Annotated in this window: 19 protein-coding genes; 16 read left to right on the top strand and 3 right to left on the bottom strand. The window is 60.5% G+C overall.

The features are described 5' to 3' along the window. Positions 1-743: tyrosine-type recombinase/integrase (locus MN186_RS16395; RefSeq protein ID WP_242113914.1), on the top strand; the 743-nt coding region annotated here is incomplete at its 5' end. A 5-nt stretch (positions 744-748) separates the two neighbouring features. On the opposite strand, the gene MN186_RS16390 is transcribed toward MN186_RS16395, so the two are convergent. Together MN186_RS16390 and MN186_RS16385 are read right to left on the bottom strand one after the other, a co-directional pair. Beyond that, positions 749-1,084, bottom strand: coding sequence for a type II toxin-antitoxin system RelE/ParE family toxin (locus tag MN186_RS16390; RefSeq protein WP_242115801.1), 336 nt, complete (start codon positions 1,082-1,084; stop codon positions 749-751). Continuing rightward, a complete protein-coding gene (locus MN186_RS16385) occupies positions 1,081-1,338 on the bottom strand; it encodes a type II toxin-antitoxin system ParD family antitoxin (RefSeq protein WP_242115799.1) in 258 nt (85 codons plus the stop codon). The genes MN186_RS16390 and MN186_RS16385 overlap by 4 nt, the downstream gene beginning before the upstream one ends. A 353-nt stretch (positions 1,339-1,691) precedes the next feature. On the opposite strand from MN186_RS16385, the gene repA reads away from it, so the two are divergent. The 4 genes from repA to cas3 all read left to right on the top strand — a co-directional run bounded on the left by repA (position 1,692) and on the right by cas3 (position 7,607). Then, positions 1,692-2,876, top strand: coding sequence for a plasmid partitioning protein RepA (repA, locus tag MN186_RS16380; RefSeq protein ID WP_242115798.1), 1,185 nt, complete (start codon positions 1,692-1,694; stop codon positions 2,874-2,876). Next, entirely contained in the window at positions 2,866-3,783 is a 918-nt protein-coding gene (gene repB, locus MN186_RS16375; protein WP_242115796.1) for a plasmid partitioning protein RepB, read from the top strand. The genes repA and repB overlap by 11 nt, the downstream gene beginning before the upstream one ends. Before the next feature lie 165 nt (positions 3,784-3,948). After that, positions 3,949-5,139: a plasmid replication protein RepC gene (gene repC / locus MN186_RS16370; protein WP_242115794.1), complete on the top strand. Its 1,191-nt coding sequence runs from the start codon at positions 3,949-3,951 to the stop codon at positions 5,137-5,139. Between the two features lie 11 nt (positions 5,140-5,150). Continuing rightward, a complete protein-coding gene (gene cas3, locus MN186_RS16365; protein WP_242115793.1) occupies positions 5,151-7,607 on the top strand; it encodes a CRISPR-associated helicase Cas3' in 2,457 nt (818 codons plus the stop codon). Between the two features lie 687 nt (positions 7,608-8,294). Here cas3 and MN186_RS16505 read toward each other — a convergent pair. Continuing rightward, on the bottom strand, positions 8,295-8,417 hold the full coding sequence (locus tag MN186_RS16505) for a hypothetical protein (RefSeq protein WP_255744437.1): 123 nt from the start codon (positions 8,415-8,417) through the stop codon (positions 8,295-8,297). Between MN186_RS16505 and MN186_RS16360 the strand changes: the two genes are divergently transcribed. From MN186_RS16360 to MN186_RS16310, 11 genes are all read left to right on the top strand, one after another. Next, positions 8,416-8,559 (top strand): hypothetical protein, encoded by a 144-nt coding sequence (locus tag MN186_RS16360; protein ID WP_242115791.1) that lies wholly within the window; start codon positions 8,416-8,418, stop codon positions 8,557-8,559. The genes MN186_RS16505 and MN186_RS16360 overlap by 2 nt on opposite strands. A 78-nt stretch (positions 8,560-8,637) precedes the next feature. Further along, positions 8,638-9,225 carry a hypothetical protein gene (locus MN186_RS16355; protein ID WP_242115790.1) on the top strand — a complete coding sequence of 196 codons (588 nt, stop codon included), beginning with the start codon at positions 8,638-8,640 and terminating at the stop codon, positions 9,223-9,225. A gap of 58 nt (positions 9,226-9,283) precedes the next feature. After that, entirely contained in the window at positions 9,284-9,460 is a 177-nt protein-coding gene (locus tag MN186_RS16350) for a hypothetical protein (protein ID WP_242115789.1), read from the top strand. Between the two features lie 260 nt (positions 9,461-9,720). Beyond that, entirely contained in the window at positions 9,721-9,864 is a 144-nt protein-coding gene (locus MN186_RS16345) for a hypothetical protein (protein WP_242115788.1), read from the top strand. Positions 9,865-10,312: 448 nt separating this feature from the next. Continuing rightward, on the top strand, positions 10,313-11,065 hold the full coding sequence (locus MN186_RS16340) for a GntR family transcriptional regulator (protein ID WP_242115787.1): 753 nt from the start codon (positions 10,313-10,315) through the stop codon (positions 11,063-11,065). Positions 11,066-11,105: 40 nt separating this feature from the next. Continuing rightward, a complete protein-coding gene (locus MN186_RS16335; protein WP_242115786.1) occupies positions 11,106-12,350 on the top strand; it encodes a metal-dependent hydrolase family protein in 1,245 nt (414 codons plus the stop codon). Beyond that, entirely contained in the window at positions 12,347-12,889 is a 543-nt protein-coding gene (locus MN186_RS16330) for a hypothetical protein (RefSeq protein ID WP_242115785.1), read from the top strand. The genes MN186_RS16335 and MN186_RS16330 overlap by 4 nt, the downstream gene beginning before the upstream one ends. Before the next feature lie 42 nt (positions 12,890-12,931). Beyond that, positions 12,932-13,924, top strand: a complete 993-nt coding sequence (locus MN186_RS16325) for a sugar ABC transporter substrate-binding protein (protein ID WP_242115784.1) — start codon at positions 12,932-12,934, stop codon at positions 13,922-13,924. Between the two features lie 61 nt (positions 13,925-13,985). Continuing rightward, positions 13,986-15,521, top strand: a complete 1,536-nt coding sequence (locus MN186_RS16320; protein ID WP_242115783.1) for a sugar ABC transporter ATP-binding protein — start codon at positions 13,986-13,988, stop codon at positions 15,519-15,521. After that, positions 15,518-16,495 (top strand): ABC transporter permease, encoded by a 978-nt coding sequence (locus MN186_RS16315; protein WP_242115782.1) that lies wholly within the window; start codon positions 15,518-15,520, stop codon positions 16,493-16,495. The genes MN186_RS16320 and MN186_RS16315 overlap by 4 nt, the downstream gene beginning before the upstream one ends. A 76-nt stretch (positions 16,496-16,571) precedes the next feature. Beyond that, complete coding sequence (locus MN186_RS16310) at positions 16,572-18,641, top strand: hydantoinase/oxoprolinase family protein (protein WP_242115781.1); 2,070 nt, start codon at positions 16,572-16,574, stop codon at positions 18,639-18,641.

The following is an 18,641-nucleotide window of genomic DNA, read 5'->3' as shown; positions in this document are numbered from 1 at the left end:
TGTCCGGCCTTGTCTGGAACTGCGCGCAGCGCGGCCAGCCGCTGGACCGCACGGATCGTCACATCGCCAGCGTGCTGGCCGGCATAAGGCGCAAACACGCCCGCCCCCCGGTGCAGAAGGACGCCATCCTGCCCGACGATATTCTGGCGATGATCGCCACGCTGGGTTTCGACCTGCGCGGGCTGCGTGACCGGGCGATCTTGCTTTTGGGTTACGCGGGCGCGCTCAGGCGCAGTGAAATTGTAAGCCTGGATGTGCACAAGGACGACACGCCCGACGCGGGCGGCTGGGTCGAAATCTTTGATGACGGCGCCGTTCTGACCCTGAACGCCAAGACCGGCTGGCGCGAGGTCGAAGTGGGCCGCGGATCGTCGGACCGGACCTGCCCGGTTCATGCGCTGGAACATTGGCTGGACTTCGCCAAGATCGACTTCGGCCCCATCTTCACCCGCACCTCGCGCGACGGGAAACGCGCGCTGGATGCGCGGCTGAGTGACAAGCACGTGGCGCGGTTGATCAAGCGCTGCGTGCTGGACGCCGGGCTGCGCGCGGACCTGCCTGAAAAGGAACGTCTGGCGCTCTACTCCGGTCATTCTCTGCGCGCGGGCCTTGCCAGCAGTGCCGAGGTCGACGAACGCCACGTCCAGAAACACTTGGGGCACAGCTCGGCCGAAATGACCCGCCAATACCAACGCAGGCGCGACCGCTTCCGCGTTAACCTGACAAAAGCTGCGGGGTTGTAGACGGGTCAGACGTTATAGCCCTTCGGTGCCTTCAGGGCAGCAACATGGTGCGGAAGATCGCTGCGGGAATGCAGGATGTCGACGATGATGACCTCGTCCGGTTGATCAAGAAACACCAGAAAATGTTCCCCTGACCTGACGAACCGCAGATCTTCGGCCTCGTCGACAAGAATGGCACAACTCCGGCTGTGCGCTTGATCGTTCAGAATTGCATTGCAACGCTCAAGCAGCTCGGCTTCGTAGCGTTCAGCCTGCTCCTGTCCGAATGTGTCGATCGTCCACCGGGCGATTTTGACCAGACTGGCTTCGGCACGGCGCGTCAGCCGGAAGGATCGGCTCATGACGATGCGCGCGCTTTCGCAAATGCGCGACGCACTGCATCGCTGCCGCTTCCATCGGCCAGATCGCCCGCGCGAGCCTGCGCCAGACCTTCTTTCAGTCCGGACCGGATTGCTTCAAGCTGAGCTTCTTCCTGCTCAAGCAAGCGCAGCCCCGCGCGCATTGCTTCGCTTGCATTCTGATAGCGTCCCGCCGCGACCAGCGCCTGAACCAATTGGTCTTGGGTATCTGTCAGAACAACGTTGCGTGTTACCATGTGCTGATCCTCCTTGTTGGCAATATATGCCAATGGGCTTTGCCAATCAACGTTTGATATGCTGCCCGCGGTCGACCCCACACACAGCGAATGTCTAAACATGCCGGTTTAGAGCCTTGTTCCCGGTGGAAAGTAGTGTCTAATCGCCGCCAGCCCGCAAGATGTAGTAAAATAATGCTTGCCAGACTCAGGTGATTCCGTCCATCTAATTACGGTAAGAGCAGGTTGAGACGCAAAAAAGCGTAACATACGGCGCACTGCAAGATGAAATGGGCAACAATAGTCCATCTCAGGGCGCCACATCAGATATCCGACACGCCAATTGGCGTGTCAACGAGGCATAGGGCAGGCGAATGGCGCAAGACCGTATTGATCTTTTGGTGGGCGATCACGCCGCGCGGCTGTCCGAACGGCTTCAGGCGCATCGCGAACAGCTTTTCCCCCCCAATGCCCGCAAGGAGCTTCGCAAATTCACCTCGGGCGAGGTGGCCGATTTGTTGGGTGTGAAGGACGCCTATCTGCGCAAACTGCACCTTGAAGGGCGCGGGCCGGAACCGGAAATCCGTGCCGGTGGGCGGCGTTATTATTCGCCACAGGACGTTCAGGCCTTGCGGGAAATGCTTGAAAAAGGGGCCAAGGCGCCCGGCACCTATCTGCCCGGCCGTCGCGATGGCGATCACTTGCAGGTCGTGACGGTCATCAACTTCAAGGGCGGATCGGGCAAAACCACCACGTCCGCGCATCTGGCACAGAAACTGGCGCTGGATGGCTACCGCGTGCTGGCGATCGACCTTGATCCGCAAGCGTCGTTTTCCGCCCTGCACGGGTTTCAGCCGGAATTCGACCTGCTGGATGGCGGCACGCTTTATGATGCAATCCGTTATGAAGACCCGGTGCCGATCCAGAATGTGATCCAACCCACCTATTTCACCAATCTCGATATCATTCCGGGCAATCTGGACCTGATGGAGTTCGAGCACGACACACCCCGCGCCCTTGCCGAACGGTCGGGTCAGTTATTCTTTACCCGCGTTGGCGAAGTCTTGGCCGAGATCGAATCCGACTACGATATCGTCGTGATGGATTGCCCGCCACAACTTGGTTTTTTGACCATGTCCGCGCTTTCCGCCGCCACCGCTGTGCTTGTCACGGTGCATCCGCAAATGCTCGACGTGATGTCGATGTGTCAGTTTCTGCTGATGACGTCGAACCTTTTGGGCGTTGTCTCCGAGGCGGGGGGCAACATGCGCTATGACTGGATGCGCTATGTCATCACCCGGTACGAGCCGGGTGACGGGCCGCAGAACCAGATGGTCAGCTTCATGCGGTCGATGTTTGGCGAGCATGTTTTGAACCATCCCGTCCTGAAATCCACTGCAATATCCGATGCCGGGATCACCAAACAGACGCTTTATGAGGTGGAAAAGGGTCACTTTACGCGCGCGACCTATGAACGCGCGATGGAAAGTCTGAATGCGGTGAACGAAGAGATCGAAACCCTGATTCAACAAGCATGGGGACGCGAGAATGGCACGTAAGGATCTGTTGAAAGGCCTGATGGAGGCCGCACCCAAAGACGCACCGCGCGCGGCCATGCCGCCCCGATCGGCGAAAGGGGCCATCGGGGCCGTCAGCCAGTCCATTTCCGAGCTGCGCAATCGTGCCTTGATCGAGGTTCAGCCTGATCTGATCGACGACGCGGGCCTGAAAGACCGTTTGGACGCAGAAGATGATGGCCTTGACCAACTGGCCGCGTCAATCCGCGAATATGGCCAACAGGTGCCGGTGCTGCTACGCCATTCGCCCAATGTCGAGGGCCGGTACGAGATCGTCTATGGCCGTCGCAGGGTGGCCGCGATGAAAAAACTTGGCAAACCTGTCAAGGCGATGGTGCGCGATCTGAACACCCGCGATCTGATCGTGACGCAGGGCCAGGAAAACGCGGCGCGCAAGGATCTTTCCTTTATCGAAAAGGCCAATTTTGCCGCGCAGATGGTTGAACAAGGCTTTGAACGCAAGGTGATTTGCGACGCACTGCACATTGATAAGACCGTGATTTCGCGCATGCTTTCGGTGATCGAGGCACTGCCGGCCGGTCTCGTCGTCGCCATCGGGGCGGCGCCGTCGGTTGGGCGTGACCGCTGGCTGGCCTTGGCCGCGCGGATCAAGGGGGCCGACGCGGCGCAGGCCATCGGGCTTGCGCAGGGCGCGACGTCTGATGCGCGCTTTGATGCGGTTTTCAATGGCTTGGCACCCAAGAGTGCGGGCAAGAAACGGTCTGCCCGCCCTGCCCCGCTGAAAGGCGCATCGGGTAAGGTGTTGGGCGACGCCAAAGCAACGCCCAAAGGCGCACAGATCAATCTGACCGACCCGGCCTTTTCCGGCTGGCTGGTCGACAATATTGACGAGGTTCACCGGCTTTTCCTGAAAAAGCACGGCGGATAACAGGCAAGAAACCAAACAAAGGAGGCAGACCCCAGAAACGAATAGACCCCCCAAGATATAATCCTGAGAGGCCCTTCGAACTTGCACTTCTGAATCTGCCTTCTCTGTTGACAGATGTCAACAACGTCTTGCGGGCGATATGAATCGTTTTGTCTGAAAACAGCAATGCAACACATTTCAACGACGCCTTTCGGGCGGCGCACCCTTGATGCTGGCCTGATGGCCGCGCGCCAGTTGGCAGAAACGGCGGTTCCGGACCGCAGCATCGACAAATACAAAATCCTGACCGCCCTGACCCAGGCCCGCGCCGCGTTTCGCGTCACTGATCGCGATTTGGCCGTGCTGTCGGCCTTGGTCAGCTTTCATCAGGATCGGGAACTGGGGGGCGATGATCTGATCGTATTCCCGTCGAACGCCGCCCTGTCCGAGCGCGCGCACGGAATGGCAGAAAGCACCCTGCGCCGTCACTTGCGCGCCCTTGTGCAGGCTGGCCTGATCTTGCGCCACGACAGTCCCAATGGAAAGCGCTATGCCACACGGGGCAGCACTGGCGCACTGCGGGTGGCGTTTGGCTTCGACCTGAAGCCGTTAGTCATCCGCGCGGACGAGATTTTTGCCGCCGCACAAGCCGCCTGTGAGGCCGCCGAGACCCTGCGCCGCCTGCGCGAGCGTGTGGTGCTGCAACTTAGGGACGCGCGCAAACTGATCGAATACGCGCAAGAAACCTTGGGGATCAACACCGACGCGCTTGACGATCAGCAACGCTTGCTGAGCAGGGCTCTTCGTCGGAAGCTTGATCAGGATGAGATCAAAGCCATGGCGCGACAGGCGTCCGAATTGCTGACACATGCCAAGCTGCTCTTCCCTAATGATAAAACAGAAGAAATGAACGGCAATGTCGTTCAAAATGAGCGGCACATACAATACTCAACCAAATCTCTATATGAATCTGAACCTTCCAAGAAAATGGAAGAGCTAGAGCCGAGTGCCCCACCCCGCCCGACCGATGACCGCGATCTTGCAACGAAGCTTCCTTTGGGGTTGGTCCTGAAAACAGTGCCGGATCTTCGCGACTATGCCCCCGACGGCATAAAGGATTGGCACCAGTTCGTCGTGACCGCGGCCTTTGTGCGCGGCATGTTGGGGATCAGCGAACACGCCTGGTTGGAAGCCTGTCGGATTATGGGGGATGTGAATGCGGCGATTACGGTTGCCTGTATGCTGCAAAGGGCCGAACATATCGCCAAGCCCGGCGGCTATCTCAGATCGTTGTCAGCGCGGGCGGCGGACGGAGCGTTCACGCCGGGTCCGATGGTCATGGCGCTGTTGCGCGCGGAAAATGTGAAGGCAGCTTAGGCGGTATTGGAATGCGCGACGTGATTGGTGATTGGCCCGGAAAGCGGGACGGAACCGGGGCCGAACATCCGGCAGTGTATCATATGCTTGACGTGGCCGCCGTGGCCGAGGTTCTGCTGGATCGCGCTGCCTTCCCTGCCCCGCTGTGCCACGCGCTTTGCCTGCTGACCGCGCTGCACGATCTGGGCAAGATCGGTCAGCCATTTCGCACGATGCTGCGCGACCAAACCCCGCAAATCAAACGCCATTGGGAGATGAGCGAGGTGCTGTTGCTTCACCACGATGCGCTGTTGGCGGACTATCTGGGCAGTCGCCGGTCGCGCCGGGCCTATCTTTATGCGGCAACAGCGGGCCATCACGGGCGCCCGCCAACCCATGATCCCGCCGATATCCGGCTTGTGCGGGCCATCGGCGATGATGCCATTCGTGACAGTGCCAAGGTCATTCATGCGTTCGCAACGCTTTGGCCCGAGGCCTCGCTTGACAGTCTGAGCCGGGACGATGCGATTGCGCTCAGCTGGTGGCTTCCGGGCTGCGTGGCGGCGGCTGATTGGATCGGATCGAACGAGGATTGGTTTCCCTTTGCCGCGCCTGATCTGCCGATTGACGACTATCTGGCCCAAGCGCGCGAGCGGGCGTTGACAGCTGTCAACTTTGCGGGGTTGTTGTCCCCGACCCCGTCGAACGCGACGCTTTTCAACTTTTCCCTGCGCCCCATGCAAGCCGCCGTTCAGGACATTTCCTTGCCCGATGGACCAATACTCGCGGTGATCGAGGATGAAACCGGCGCGGGCAAGACCGAAGCCGCGCTTCTGCTGGCGCAGCGGATGATGCAGGCGGGCAAGGGTCAGGGTCTTTATTTCGCCTTGCCGACGATGGCGACCGCCAACGCGATGTTCCTGCGCGCGCGCGACGTCGTGGGGAAGATGTTTAACGACCCGCCCAGTCTGACCCTTGCCCATGGCCGCGCCGCTCTGTCTGACGCGTTTCGCGATCTCGTGGTGAAATCCACCTCGGCAACAGATGAGCCGGTTTCGACCGAATGGCTTGCCGACAATCGCCGCCGCGCGCTCTTGGCGACGGTTGGGGTTGGCACGATTGATCAGGCGCTCTTGTCCGTTCTGCCGACCAAACACGCCTGCCTTCGCCATTATGGCCTGTCATGGAAAATCCTGATCGTGGACGAGGTGCATGAGATGGGCGAACCTTATCTGTCCGAGGAACTCGCCCAGCTTTTGACGGCGCACCACCAAGCCGGAGGCTCCGCGATCCTGTTGACCGCCACTCTGCCGCTGGACCAACGCGCGACCCTGTTGGCGCGTTACGGCGCGCGGGATGATGGCGACCCGGCTTATCCGGCGCTGACCGTTGCGGGTGGCGCGGTGGTGCGCGGCTTTGATACGCAACCATCTCTGCGGGGCCCGATAAAGGTCGAACGCGTGCCAAGCGCCAAGGACGCGGTGACGCTGCTGACCGACCATGCGGCGCAGGGGGCGGCTTGTGTCTGGGTCCGCAATGCCGTGGATGATGCCATCACGGCTGTCAACGACTTGCGCGCAGCAGGGGTCAAGGCCGATCTTCTGCACGCGCGTTTTGCGATGACCGACCGTCTTGCGCACGAGGCTGCCGCGCTGGAGCGGTTCGGAAAGACGGGCCAAGACAGGGCAGGGCGGGTGTTGGTCGCGACGCAGGTTGTGGAAAGCTCGCTCGATCTGGATTTCGATGTGATGGTCAGCGATCTGGCGCCCGTCGCGGCTCTGATCCAGCGAGCAGGGCGGCTGTGGCGACACATGGCCGTGCGTCCGGCCAGCACGCGGCCCGTGCCATCGCCTGTCCTGTCGGTCGTGGGGCCTGACCCTGACGATGTGTGCGACGATCAATGGCTCGCGCGCGTGCTGGACCGGGGCGCTTGGGTCTATCCGCTGGACATCCAATGGCGCACGGCGCGGGCCTTGGCGCAGCGCGGCGAAATCGTTGCGCCGGGTGGCCTGCGTGATCTGATCGAAGAGGTGCATGGCGCAAGCGATCTTCCCTTGCCGGATGCCTTGGCCCGCGCCGAACAAGAACGCATCGGGCAGGGCTATGCGGCGCAGAACCAAGCCCGGCACAACCTTGCCAAACTGTCCGAAGGATACCGTCTTGGCGGGGCAGGGGCCGAAGATACCGAGTTTTCGACCCGCCTTGGCCTGCCCACCCGCACCTTGATGCTTGCGGTGTGGAGGGGCGGACGCCTGCGCCCCTATGCCGGGGGCGGAGTTGACGGCTGTCAACTTTCCGAGGTCCGCGCGTCCGAACGCCGCTTGTTGGGGTTGGACCTGCCCGACCAATCCGCGCCCGAGATTGCCGCGCTGACAACGGACTGGCCTGATTGGCGCCGCCGCGCGCTGACCGTGTGCCCGATGGAGGAATCTGGCCGGATTTGCGAGGGGTTGCGATATGATCCGGGGCTGGGTTTGCTGTTTGATTGATCTGTTAATGCTTTAATTACAACATGTTGCACATATTTGGCGCCAAAGGATCGTTTCACCATAAAGATGCCTCAATTACGATTATCAATGGTGGAAATGTGGGGATTTTGTTGGCAATAAGTAGTGTGAGGCGCCTTTGTTTTGACACTGAACCTGATTACCGATCCTTGGATTCCCGTCCGGCTTCACTCTGGCGGTCGCCGCACGATCGCACCAGTGCGGTTTGGTGGCGGTTGGGCGTTTCATGGGTTTGGTCCATTCTCGCAGAAAACGTGACCAACACACCGACGAACTGAAACAAAAACCGGATCCATCATAGAGCACTCGCGCTTAGTCAGCTATCTGTCAGCGCCAGAACAAGCGCTGAACTGACCGGCAACTTCCATTCAACAGAACACCAAACAGCACCATCGTAATATGCCAAGAAACGTTCAGAGCAGAAAACAGAGATAGGAGAAATGGGTTGGCGGATGGGGCAGGGGGCTCCCCCTTCATGTTCACAGGGCCTCATCATGAAGGCCCGGATGATCCCGGTCCTTTGGGCGCAGGGCGGGGTGCAGATTTCTCGTCCAGTCGGCGGTCCGGTTCCGATCTCGGCCGGGCGGCTGGCGTGGAGACCGGCTTTTGCTGCTCCCGTTCATCCTCCTCGCGCCCAGCCGCAAGACGTTCCGGGCCACCTCCTGCAACCTACTCGGCGTGTTTCTTTTCCTTTCTGGCCCTGTAGACTTCATATTCAGCCCGTTTGTCGTCATCCAGAATACTTTGGCGCGCCATGGCGAGCGCGTCATCGTAGTCGGGCAATGTCATCATGTCGGCCAAAGGAGTTGTGGCGATTGATCCGCGCAACCGTATCGAGGGCGATCTCGACCTGATCTATGGCGGCTGCGACCGGATCACCATCGCGGGGCAGGGCATGCAGATGAGCATTGTGCGCTCTGCGACATCGGGCTAGAGCGGGACGCCGAGCGGCGGCGGGGCGACGCGCATCTTCAAGTTCAACGCCCTGCCACCGCGCCTGATCGACAGCTGGATGGATGCTTTCGGCGGCGGCCAGAAGGTGAAGCGCGGCATGCAGCTGAGCCTCGTGAACGGCACCGAACATCAGTCCGTCGATTGCATCTTTGACTGCGAGCGGCATGATTTCATGCGTCAAAATACTGAAGCGCGTGGCTTCGTGTCTGCGCGGGGGCTGGCACCGCCGTCCCCGGATTTCGCGTCGCAGGACTATTTCCGAACCTCGAAGGATGGTGAGGACCTGTTCGAGGCACATGGTGGCAGTTCGTTCCGCATCGTCTTTCTGCTGGGCAGCGACAATGCGATCCTGCCCGCCACCCGCGCCGCCACGCGGTTCCGCGAGATTTGCAACGCTGAAGACGGCACGCTCGACCCGCCGCGACGGCTGCTGACGTTCAAGATCAACGAGGTGGAAAACCCGCACGGCTTCGACGTCTTCGCACAGATTGTCGACATCGAGACCGGCAAGATCCTCGCGCAGCGCGAAAGTGAAGTCACTGGAACAGATGACGCGGCACTGGCGCAGGGCATGCAGGACGCGGCGGCACAGCTTGCTGATGATGGCGCCAACTTCGGCCTGCTGAGCGACGGCAAGTCGGGCTGAGCAAAAGCCGGACCTGTCAACAGGTGCTGGGGTCAAGAAACTAAGAAAAGAGGCAAACATGGATTTTGAAAAACCGGGTCGCGGCGCGCGACTGAAGCAGCTGGGATTTCTCGTCAAACACACCTTCACCATCGTCGGGCGCAACCGTGCGCTGCTGGCGCCGCTGTTCGCCATGTGGGACTATGCGGCGGTGATGATCGCTGTAATCTTCGCGGGCCTGTTGCTGATCTTCTAGGGCGACAACAACAGCACCTGGTTCCTGTTGGCGGGAGCGCGCTGTTCATCTACAAGTTCTTCTTCTACAACCGGGCTGAACTTACGCTTAGCCGCCTGGCCCATGACACCAGTGGCATGCTGACATGCGCCGAGGCGCGCCGGGAAATCACCGGCCAGAAGTCGCAGGCCCGGACGGTGGCCTTGCCGCGCCTCACTTCCCGCCCCAAGTCTTCAGCTTTCGTTCCAAAAAAGAGTTGACCACGGCATTGACGGGTTCCCTTGAACCATGAACGTTCACCCGATCTGGGCATGGAGTTCCTTCACCTGCTCCTCATTGATCGCGGGCTTCTTTCGGCCGCCACATTCAAACACGCCGCAGCCGCCCTCAAGAAGCGCGCGTTTCCATTGATGGATCATCGCTGAATGAACCTCGAACCGGCTCGCCAGTTCTTTAGATCACGCAACCGGAACCTGGTGCCACGGTGCAATCGCAGCGTTATTTGACCGAGTCGCTCTGGCCTTGCATCCTACATCTCCTCTCAGGCCGTCAATTTTTTCGCCCATCGCCAAAGGCCTCTGAACCAATGGATCCGCGCTGCGGGCGCAACAAGAGACGCAATAGAACCTCCGAGCAATGGCTTGCTTTAGCAGCTTCCGCGCGACGTATACTGGCTTTAGGCAACTGTATGACAAGCCAAGATTTTCCTCGCCGATCCAACCCTCTCCCGCAACGCCAACTGAATACTCCAATTCGGCGCGCCCACACGCAACTATAGATTTTTTCTGCATTCAAATATTATGCAATCTTGTTATGCAAACTTTATTCCGGTTACCATGCTTGCGAATCAGCGACGCAAGGGAGGTGTGGCGGATGACGACAAAAGGCGAGACCACTGCAAGCGCGACCAACGGAACGCGCAAGCGCGGGGCCGTGACGGTCTATCAGGCGCTGCGCGAAGAGATCCTTACATTGAAGCGCGAGCCCGGCAGCGCGCTTGACGAAACCGCGATCGCGAAATCGTTCGATCTGTCCCGGACCCCGGTGCGCGAAGCGATCCTGATGCTGTCCGGGGAACGCCTCGTGAAGGTGCTGCCGAACCGCTCCTGCATCGTTGAGCCACTCACCATGCATCAGCTGCGCGAGATGCTCGACACCTGGTTGATCCTCGGCCGTGCCCTGTCACAGCACCTCAGCCTGGCCGAAATCGCTGTGGACACGCCGGTGATGCACGACCGGGCCGAAGCGTTCACTGACACCATTGGTCAGTCAGGCGAACTCAACACCGCGCTGGCTCTGCTGCAGCTGCAGCGCAGCTACGCAGACCTGGCAAAGAACTTCTTCCTTGCCCGCTATTACCTGCAATGTCTCGATGCCGGGCGGCGCACGATGCTGCTGCTCTATTTTCCCTACGCCTCTGCGGCTGACCTGCATCGACAGGCAGACCTCCACCGCGAACTTTTCGCGGCGATCGATGCGAAGGACACGGCGGCGTGCAACCGAATTGTCGGCGACCAGATCGCAGACATTCTCCGGATCATCCAAAACTCCCTCGTGCCGGTTGCGGCCGATGCGGTCGACTTGTCGACCGCCGCGCTCAACCTCGGCGACCCCATCACGACATGACCCAATCCTACGTTTTTCACCTTTCATCAGAGTAGCCCCGATGACCGCCACTGCCTTTATCAACGCACGCCTTCCCGATCTCGAAACCGAGATGCTGACGGAACCGACGACCGTTCTTGTCGAAGGAGACCGGATCACCTCTGTCGGGACAGCTGCGCCAGCCGATGCGACCACCTTCGATGTTGCGGGCAAGACACTGATGCCCGGTCTGATTGACGCGCATTTTCATGTCGTGGCCCACAGCCTGAACCTTTGGGAAAATGCCATCGCGCCAGACTCGCTCGCTGCGTTCAGGGCCGGTGCGATCATGCGCGAGAAACTGGATCAGGGGTTCACCACGGTCCGGGATCTTGGTGGCGCTGACCTGGGTTTGGTGCGCGCCGTGCAAGAGGGTCATATCGACGGCCCGGATCTGGTGATCTGCGGCAAGGGCCTGTCGATGACCGGCGGCCACACGGACCTGCGCGCGCGCAGTGATGTGCGCCCCGATGCCCTGGGCTGGCGCTTGGGCAACATGGGCGTTCTGGTCGATGGCGTGGACGATGTTCGCCGCGCTTGCCGAAAGATGCTCAAAGAGGGGGCGAAGTTCATCAAGGTGATGGCCAACGGCGGGGTGTCCTCGCCCAATGATCCGATCGATGCGCTGCAGTATTCGGATGCCGAAATCCGCGCGATGGTCGAAGAGGCCCGCAACGCCAACACATACGTCGCCGCCCATGTCTACCACGACGACGCCATCCGCCGCTGCGTCGATCTGGGCGTTCATTCCCTGGAGCATTGCAACCTGATCCAGCCCGAAACCGCACGGCGCGCCGCCGAAGCCGGCTGCATCGCGGTGCCGACGCTCGTCGCCTACGAGGGGCTGAAGCTGGAGGGTGCTGCGCTCGGTCTCGACGCCGATTCGGAGGCGAAGATCGACGTCGTCCGCGACGCGGGCATCGAAAGTCTGCGGATAATGCGCGACGCCGGTCTGCCGATGGCCTTTGGCACCGATCTTCTGGGTGAGCTGCGCAAGTATGGCGGCATGGAATTCGACCTTCTGGCGCGTGTGTTGACCCCGACCGAAATCATCGACAGCGCGACCTGCATTGCTGCCCGCCTGTGCCAGCAGGAGGGGGAGATCGGCGTCATCGCCGCAGGGGCCCGCGCCGATATGATCGTGATTGACGGCGATCCGTTCGACGATGTCACCATCCTTGGAAAACCCGAACACCACCTGACCTGCGTGGTCAAATCGGGGCGTATCGCCCGCCAATTTCCAAAGAACGCAAAGGCCGCCGCATGACCGCCCTGCCATATGACATGAGCCATATTCAAACCCTTCTCGCCGAACCGGACAGCGCGCAGGCGCTTTTGCGATATGTGGTCCGAGGCCTCAACCGTGACGTAGGCTCGATGCTCACCAGCGCGTCGATTTTCGATCTTGAGAACATGCGCAGCCGCCGGATCCATTCCGACAACCCCGAGGCCTATCCCGTCGGGAACTACAAGCAGGTTGACCGGAACCTGTTCTTCACGACCGTTCTGGAGAAGGCCCAGCCTTTCGTCACCAGCCGGATCGAGCAGATCGCAGAGGTGTTTTTCGATTGGCGCAAGATTCAAGCCCTTGGATTTGAAAGCAACATGAACCTGCCTGCCGTCGTTGATGGCAAGGTGATCGGCACAATCAACATGCTCGCTCCGGCCGGGCATTTCACCGCAGACAAGGTCGCCGCTGCGCTTGCGTGGCAACCAATCGTCACCCTGTGTTTCCTGCTCGCGGCGCGCGACGAAACTCTCACCGCTTCAGTCCCCGTGACCGAAGCCGTGATGGAACGTGCCTGACCCCGAACCAAACCCCCACCCACCAGCAAGGAGATCAAACCAATGAAAAATATCCTGAAACTCGTAGCCCTTACCACGGCCCTGTCGCCGATGGCGGCCTTTGCGCAGGACGATCAAATTTCGATCGCCTACCTCGCTGCAGGCAGCCAGAACGGCTTTAACCAGTCCATTTATGATGGCATCCAGCGTGCCGCGGCCGAGTATGACAACGTTTCTGTCGAGATGTTCGATGGTGAATTCTCGGCTCCGGTCCAGTTCACGCAAGTCGAAGACCTTGTCGCCGGTGGGCGTTTTGGTGGTATGATCGTGACGCCGAACGACACCGTCGGCATCGCAACCGCACTGGAAGAGGCGACAGCCGCAGGCATCAAGGTTGCCGCCACGCTGTTCCCCATCGGCCCAGACCTGTCGAACATGCAGCCACAGGTAGAGGGTCTGGTGACCACCGTGGCCTCGGACCCTGCAATCGGGGCGACCAAACAGGCGGAAGAGGTCGTTAAATTCTGCGCTGACCGCGACCCGTGCAAGGTTGTCATCCTGATCGGGCAGCTCGTCTTCCCTTTCGACAATGTTCGGTATGAAGCCTACCAGACCGTTCTGGGCGCCCACAACAACATCGAAATCGTTGCAACCGGTGAAGGCAACTACAGCCCCGATACCTCTCTAAACGCGATGCAGGACATCCTGCAGTCCAACCCGGATCTGGACGTGTTGTTGTCCAATGCGGACCAGCACCTCATGGGTGCTGAAATCGCCATCCTCGACGCCGGGCTGGATCTGGAAGAAATCTACGTGACCGGCGGCGGCCTGAACCAGATTGCGACGGATGCGATCCGCGCCGGCCAGTGGGACTCGACCATCGCGATGCTGCCCCGCTCCATCGGCGAAGCGGCACTGCATGCGCTTGTGGCGTCTGTGAACGGAGAGGGAGTCGAGCCCTGGATCGACCAGTCCAAGCTTGGGGACGTGCCCGAGATCGTGACCCATGAATGGCTGCTCGAAAATCCCGATTTCGAAGCCGAATGGCAGGGCTGATTCAACTGTATGGACCGGCCCCCTGTGGTGTGGGCCGGTCGACTCAATGGCAGGGGCCGACATGACTGACACCGAAATCGCAGTACGGATGAACGGCGTGGCCAAAAGCTTCGGCAAGACCCGCATCCTCAACGACATCTCGATCGATTTTCTGCAAGGATCGGTTCATGCCCTTGTGGGCGAGAACGGGGCCGGAAAATCAAGCGTCGGAAAGATCATCGGCGGGTACTATGCCGCGGACGAAGGCACGGTCGATATCAACGGCGAAACCGTAAGCCGTTTTTCACCCCGCGATGCGCTGCAACGTGGCGTCGCGATGATCCATCAGGAATTGCAACTGGTCCCCGACCTGACCGTCCTGCAGAACGTCTTTCTCGGCCTTGAAAGCCAGTATGGCGGCATTCTGGTCCAAGGCGACGTTGCCCGGTTCCGCGCGCTTGAGGAAACCTGCCAATTCGGGCTTGACCCGCATGCCAAGGTCGCGCGGTTGCGTATCGCCGAACGCCAGAAGGTCGAAATCATGCGCGCTGTCGCGCGTGAGGCACGGATCATCATCATGGATGAGCCGACATCATCCCTTACCGAGGACGAGGCGGAGCGCCTGCATGCGCTGATCGCGCGGCTCAAGGCCCGTGGCAAGACCATCATTTATGTCAGCCACTTCCTTGATCATATCATTGCCAACTGCGACCGCGTCACTGTCATGCGCGACGGCCAGGTGATCCGCAACGATTCGATGGCCGGAGAGACAAAGCAGTCTTTGGTCGACTCCATGCTCGGGCAGGCTTCCGAGATCTCGTGGCCGACGCTGCCAGACGCCCCCGCCGCCGCGGTGCCCCCGCTGGTTGAGCTGAAGGACGTTCACAGTGACACAGGTCTTGATGGTGTATCGCTCACGATCCGGCCCGGTGAGATCGTCGGGCTGATCGGGCTTGTCGGGTCCGGGCGCACCGAGATCGGGCGCGTCCTTTTCGGGGCCGACCGGATCACCTCGGGCGCGTATCTGCTCGACGGCCAGCTTCAGGGTCGCCTGACGATAAGCAAGGCCGTGCAACAGGGCCTTGCCCTTGTCCCCGAAGACCGGCGCAAACAGGGGCTCGTCCTGACTCAGACGACCCGTCCCAATGTCAGCCTTGCCTCGTTGGACAAGATTTCGCGCTACGGCGTGCTCGATCAACGCTCCGAACGGGCGCGCGTGAAACGGATGATCGATCATTTCGGGATTGTCCCTGGGCGCGTTGACGGGGATGTGGCGTTCTACTCCGGCGGCAACCAGCAAAAGGTTCTGCTGTCGAAATGGGCGGTCGACAAACCCCGCCTTCTCATTCTTGACGAACCGAGCCGAGGCGTCGACATCGGCGCACGGCAGCGCATTCACGAATTCATCGTCGAGATGGCGGAGGCGGGCACGGCCATCTTGCTGATTTCTTCCGAGATCGAAGAAGTTATCAACCTGTCACACCGCGGCTACCTCATGAGCGAAGGTCGCATTTTTTTCGAAGCCTCCTGCGCCGATCTAAACGTCGATGAGGCGCTGAACCGAATCTTTCACGAACAAGGCGCGGACCCGTCCAGCCCAGAGAGGATCATCGCATGACCGACACCTATTTGACAGACAAGCCAGAACCGAAGATCATCCGCGCGAGCGTCGGGCAATTTGCCCAGCAATACGGGGTGCTGATCATCATCGTCGCGCTGCTCATCGGGTTGAGCTTCGCCTCGGACAGCTTCTTCACTGCGCGAAACCTGCTCAACATCCTCAATCAATCCGCACCGCTGGCGATCATCGCCTGTGCCTTGACCCTTGTGATCATCGGCGGCGGCTTCGACCTCTCCACAGGCGCCATCTTCGGCGTCGCATCGGTGTCGGCGGGCTATTTCGCGATCAATGTCGATCCTTATCTGGCGATCCTCGCCGGGCCCGTGATCGGGCTGGTCCTTGGGGGGATTAACGGCCTTATCATCACCGGCTTTGGCGTACACTCGTTTCTGGTCACTCTGGCGACCAGCCTTGTGTATCGCGGGGTGGCCATCCTGATCACCGGGGGCGCCTTGATCCCGGTCCGGATTGCCGAGTTCTCCTGGCTGGGTCGCGAGCGGATCGGCATGGTCAACGTGGCCGTTATTGTCCTTGTTCTTTTCATGCTCCTGATGATGTTCCTGCTCAACCGCACGACGTTCGGGCGCAAGGTTTTTGCCGTCGGCGGCAACGAAGAGGCGGCCCTGCTGTCGGGCATTCGCACCAATCTGGTCAAGATCATGACGTTCTGCCTGTCGGGCGGGGCCGCCGGCCTTGCCGGTGTCATCGCCGTGTCACGCATTTCCATGGCGGAACCGCAGGCCGGTATGGGGCTCGAGCTTGAGGCCATCGCGGCAGTGATCCTGGGCGGCACATCGATCATGGGCGGCTCCGGTGCGGTCTGGCGCTCGGTCTCGGGGGTGCTGCTGATCGCGCTGATCGGCAACGGGTTTAACATCCTCAACGTCAACCCGTTCTTCAAGGATCTGACCACCGGCGTAATCATCGTCGTCGCCGTGGCCCTCGCGGCTTCTGCCTCGCGCAGCCGCTGATCTCGGACGGCCAAATACAATCCCGGATGCGGTGCGCGGCATCCGTTCCCATCACTCTGAACAAGAAGGTCACCAAATGGACAATACCATCACACGTGTTTCGACCGACGTCGGCGGAACCTTTACCGATCTGGTCTATTTTGAAACCGACACCTCGACCGGCGTGCAAACCGTGCGCACCGCGAAATCGGACACCACGCCGCCGAACTTCGAGCAGGGCGTTCTCAACGTGCTTGAGCGGGGCGCGGTCGATGTCGATGCGGTCGACATGTTCACCCATGGCACAACGGTCGTGATCAACGCCCTGACCGAGCGCAAGGGCGCCAAGGTCGGCCTGATCACCACCAAGGGCTTCCGCGATGTGCTTGAGATCGGACGCGGCAACCGGCCGGATTTCTTCAATCTGATGTACAAGAAGCCGACACCTTTCGTGCCGCGCTATCTGCGGCGTGAAATCGTCGGCCGCATGGATTATCAAGGCAACGAGGTCATGCCGCTGTCGTTCGACGGGCTGGATGAAACCCTTGATCTCTTCCGCGCCGAAGGCGTCGAGGCGGTCGCCATCTGTCTGTTGCACGCCTATACCAACACGGCCCATGAAGAAGCCCTCGCCCAAGAGGTGGCAAAGCGTTGGCCCGAGGTCGCGGTGGTGGCCTCGCACCAGATCACCCGAGAATGGCGCGAGTATGAGCGTACCAACACGACGATCCTTTCGGCCTTCGTCCAGCCCAAGGCGCAGCGCTATCTTGAGAAGCTCGAAACCGGGCTGACCGAAGGGGGCTACAAGGGACGGCTTTATATCATGCAGTCCAACTGCGGTGTCGACTCGCTCGAGGCGACAAAAGCTGTGCCGATCACCATGGTCGAAAGCGGCCCGGCCTCGGGCTTCTGGGGCGCGGCAGAGCTGGGTCGCATTATCGGTGAGCCGAATATCCTTGCGCTGGATATTGGCGGCACCACGGCAAAATGCTCCCTCATCGAAAAGCACCAGGTCAAGATCAAGACTGACTACTGGATCGAGCGCAACGGCAAGTCCGCCGGCTATCCGATCATGGTGCCGGTGGTGGACCTGGTCGAGATCGGCAACGGGGGCGGTTCGATCGCCTGGGTGGATGATTTTGGCAAGATGCACGTGGGTCCGCAGTCCGCAGGCGCTTCCCCCGGGCCCGCCTCTTACGGGCGTGGGGGCGAGAATGTGACAACGACGGACGCGAACCTTGCCCTTGGCCGGATCAACAAAGACTATTTCTGCGGTGGCACCGTCGAGGCGGACATGGCCGCTTTGGAAAAAGGCTTCGGGAAATTGTCCGATGAGCTTGGCGTCAGCCCCGCCGAAGCCGCACGCGGGATCGTGCGGATCGCCAATTCCAACATGGTCAACGCGCTCAAGCTCGTTTCCGTCAACCGCGGCTATGACCCGCGCGACTTCACGCTTGTTGTCTTCGGCGGCGGGGGGCCGATGCACGGTGTGGCCCTGGGCCAGGAACTGGGCGTTAAGAAGGTGGTCGTGCCCCGCGGCGCGCCTGTCTTCTCGGCCTGGGGCATGATGATGTCGGACCTGCGCCGCGATTATTTCGTGACCAAACTTCAGGACGCCGATGACCACGAGGCTCTGGACAGCCTGCTGCATCACACGATGGAGCTGGCGCGCGAGGAGCTGGGCCGCGAAGGTGTCGCGCGGGATGCCGTGCACCTGTCACCGCTGATCCGCTGCCGCTATCAGAACCAGGAATTCGGCGTCGAGGTCCCGATCCCGGCCGGACCCGTGACTGCGGATACGTTGCGGAAAATGGTTGCCGAGTTCCACGTCCGCTACAAGCGCGAATACACCTACACGCTTGATGCGGCTGTCGAGATCACCGGCATCCATCTGATCGCCTCGAGCGAGGTCGGCAAACTGGAAATCGTGCCCCTCCCCAAGAGCGGCGCCGCCCCGGCCGATGCGATCAAAGGCGAACGTGAGGTAGACTATGCCACCGAGGGCACACATGTCGCCACCATCTACAACGGCGAGAAACTTGAACCCGGCATGACCTTTGCAGGCCCGGCCATCATCGAAGATCCCGGCACAACGGTGGTGGTCCACCCTGGCAACACCGTGTCGATCGACGATTTTGGCAACATTCATATTGAAACGCGGAGCTGA

It is taken from the genome of Aliiroseovarius sediminis (assembly GCF_022678485.1).
In the GTDB taxonomy this organism is placed as follows: domain Bacteria; phylum Pseudomonadota; class Alphaproteobacteria; order Rhodobacterales; family Rhodobacteraceae; genus Aliiroseovarius; species Aliiroseovarius sediminis.
The sequence above is the reverse complement of the archived record's forward strand: the minus strand, read 5'-3'. Positions and strand labels throughout refer to the sequence as shown.